Origin of the sequence: Propionivibrio sp. (genome assembly GCF_017995515.1) — a bacterium.
GTDB lineage: Bacteria > Pseudomonadota > Gammaproteobacteria > Burkholderiales > Rhodocyclaceae > Propionivibrio.
On the sequence record NZ_JAGOIT010000190.1, the window covers coordinates 1 to 2,605 of the forward strand.

General features: G+C 63.4%; 3 protein-coding genes. All 3 read right to left on the minus strand.

Going from position 1 to position 2,605, the window contains the following annotated elements; genetic code table 11:
- Window positions 1-112: 112 nt before the first annotated feature.
- The 3 genes from KBA32_RS16970 to KBA32_RS16980 all read right to left on the minus strand — a co-directional run bounded on the left by KBA32_RS16970 (window position 113) and on the right by KBA32_RS16980 (window position 2,503).
- A complete protein-coding gene (locus tag KBA32_RS16970) occupies window positions 113-1,768 on the minus strand; it encodes a terminase large subunit (protein WP_294361481.1) in 1,656 nt (551 codons plus the stop codon).
- Entirely contained in the window at window positions 1,768-2,106 is a 339-nt protein-coding gene (locus KBA32_RS16975) for a hypothetical protein (RefSeq protein ID WP_294361482.1), read from the minus strand. Before KBA32_RS16975 ends, KBA32_RS16970 begins: the two co-directional genes overlap by 1 nt.
- A gap of 85 nt (window positions 2,107-2,191) precedes the next feature.
- Window positions 2,192-2,503 (minus strand): HNH endonuclease, encoded by a 312-nt coding sequence (locus tag KBA32_RS16980; protein WP_294361483.1) that lies wholly within the window; start codon window positions 2,501-2,503, stop codon window positions 2,192-2,194.
- Between the last annotated feature and the right edge of the window lie 102 nt (window positions 2,504-2,605).

Here is a 2,605-nt window from a genome sequence, read left to right on the forward strand (position 1 = left end):
CGATTTGGACGGCGTGATGCTCCAGCCCACGTCGCTCATCAAATCGACAACCGTATATCCGCCGGCGTCAGCCTTCTTGCGGAACGGCAGGAAGTCTAGCCAGCTCATGTAGTCATATGTCCCAAAATGATTTTTCTGCCGCAGCAGGATTCAGCGCCATCAGCGACACCGCATTGAACAGCGCCATCAGCGGGTCGATCTTCGCGAACCCGCTTGCCTGCTTCGTGATCAGGATGCTGTTCCCGCGCGGCTCGACCTTGGCGTTACCGACGCACCACGCCATCATCGGCGAGCCGTCATGCCACATGCCGCCCTCGGCCAGCTTGCGTTCCGTGGTCTTGATCGCGCCACCCAGCCGCCAGCCTTGCGATACGCCGATGATCTTGTCCTGCGGAACACCCGCTTGCACGAGCGCATCAAGGATGCTACCCACTCCGGCCGGGTCCAACCCGATCTTGTCCAGTACGCCGGCCTCTTCGATCTCGGCGCAGATCGCGGCCACGTCTGCAACGTCGTCGCCAACCTGTTTGACGAGCGTCAGATCGCCATCGCGGGCGAAGTCACGAAACCGCTCGGCCTCCGACTTCCTGCGCTCGAGCACGGACGGATGCGCCCATGCGTGCGACCACGACAACCACTCGCGCGACTCGGCATCCCGACCCACCACGGACAGCCCGAGCAAGTCGTCAAGCCCGCCGCCATCAATCCCCACATCCACGACTTCGCAGCGTGCCAGAATCGCGTCAAGGTTCGTGCCCTTCCGGGCCTGCGGCTCCCAGAAGTCCGCGCCGGGCCAGCGGTCGGAGCGCAGCGACATCCCTATTTCGACGTTCGCGTGCTTCGCCAGGAAACCACGAAACGACTCCTCGCCGCCCTGCTGCGCCTTCGTGTATTCGCGGTCAAGGAACTCGCGATCCACCGAATAGCCAAGGTTCGGATTCACCAGCGCAAGGTTCTCGCGCAGCAGGTGCTCTTTGCGCTCCACCATCTCAGGCGGATGCTCGAAGATCACCGGCACGAAGCGCGGATCGTGAATCTTGCCGTCCCGCACGTCGCGGGCGTACTGCAATTTCTGCTTGAACACGCCGGCCGGCGGGTCGTCCGATTGCGTCGTCAGGTAGATGACGAAGCCCTCGGGCCTGGAAGCAAGCCCGCCGATTGCCTCGCGAAGCATGTTCTCTGCGTTCGCCTGCTTCCCGAACAACCACAGCTCATCAACCAGAGTGCCGACCGACTTTTTGCCGCCGACCGTGTTGCTGTCAGCGGCCACGACCTTCAACGTTGCGCCGCTCTCGCGGTGCGTGATCGTGCGGACATGGGTTTGCACCTGGAGCAGCGCGTCCAGCTCCTCGTCGTGCTTCACCATGTCGCGCGCTGGTGAGAACGCATTGCCGGCGACCTCGATCGTCGGCGCAAGCGCAGCGAATTCAGCCGACTGCCGCCAGTTCAAGATCAGCGCCGTCATCATCACCGCCGCGGCGATGGTGCTCTTGCTGTTCTTCTTCGGGACACAAATAAACCACTCGGTTATAAGCCTGCGTCCCGACTCAGCGTCATACGCCCCGAAGATCGACGCAGCCAGATCGAACACCCACGGCGCGCACGCCTCGCCGATCGTCGGCGAGCCCGGCGCATCCACGATCTTCAGTTCGCGGAACACAGCAAGCGCGCGCTCGGCTTCGTCGGGGAAGATCGGCGACGGGATGATGCTGCGCCCCGACTTGAGCCGATCGGCCCAGTCAGGACACGCCGTGGTCCATTCCGGCATCAGCGGTTATTCACCACGAGCTTAGGCGGAGCGGCAGCAGCGAACTTTCCGCCGGCTACCTTCTTCGCCTTCTCGGCCTGCTCTTCCTTCTTGCCGCCGTCCGCGCGCTTGGTGTGCGTGTATTGCACCGCAGCGATTGCCGCGCGCACCTGGATCGGAGTCGCCTCGACAACCCCGAGCGCCACGTCTTGCAACAGCTTGAGCATGTCGCGCTCGCCCTGCTCGATTACGACAGGCGCAACGGTCGCAACGGGAGCAGATTCGGGCCTCGGCTTCGGCTTGCGTCCGGCGCCAGTCCGCGCACCGCCGCCGCCCTTCATGCCTTTGACGCCGGCCATTCTGAAAACCCCTTTTTTCAAAACTGGAGGAAAGTCCCTACGTGGGAATGTGCGCGGTTTATGGCCACGACGACCTCTGGACTTTTCACCCGCCCCCGGCCCGTGCGGATGCCTCGCGTGCCGTCTTGGCCTTGTGGCACTCGACGCACGTCAAGCGAAGGTTTCCCATGTCGTTCGATCCGCCTTGCTCAAGCGGCACGACGTGATCGACCTCATGCTCGATGCCCACGCACCCGCATAGCTGGCATTGGTAGTGATCGCGGGCCATGACGGCCTTGCGGATCTGCTGCCATGTGTAGCCGGTGATGCGCTTGGTGGCGCCCGCCTTGATGTCGAGCGTCTGCATGCGCTGCGCCGTGCTCGCCTGCAATCGCGGCTTGAGCATGGTCAGCTTCATGTCTGGCGTCCTGCTGCGGGAGTATGTCGCCTCTCGGCGCTTGCTGGCCTCTCACCAGCTCGGACGGGATCACGCTCCTTCGAGGTGATGCACATTGGTGCC

Excerpts from the sequence above, each read along its gene's own strand:
- KBA32_RS16970 (WP_294361481.1), bottom strand. The coding sequence starts at position 1,768 with ATGCCGGAATGGACCACGGCGTGTCCTGACTGGGCCGATCGGCTCAAG.
- KBA32_RS16975 (WP_294361482.1), bottom strand. The coding sequence starts at position 2,106 with ATGGCCGGCGTCAAAGGCATGAAGGGCGGCGGCGGTGCGCGGACTGGC.
- KBA32_RS16980 (WP_294361483.1), bottom strand. The coding sequence starts at position 2,503 with ATGAAGCTGACCATGCTCAAGCCGCGATTGCAGGCGAGCACGGCGCAG.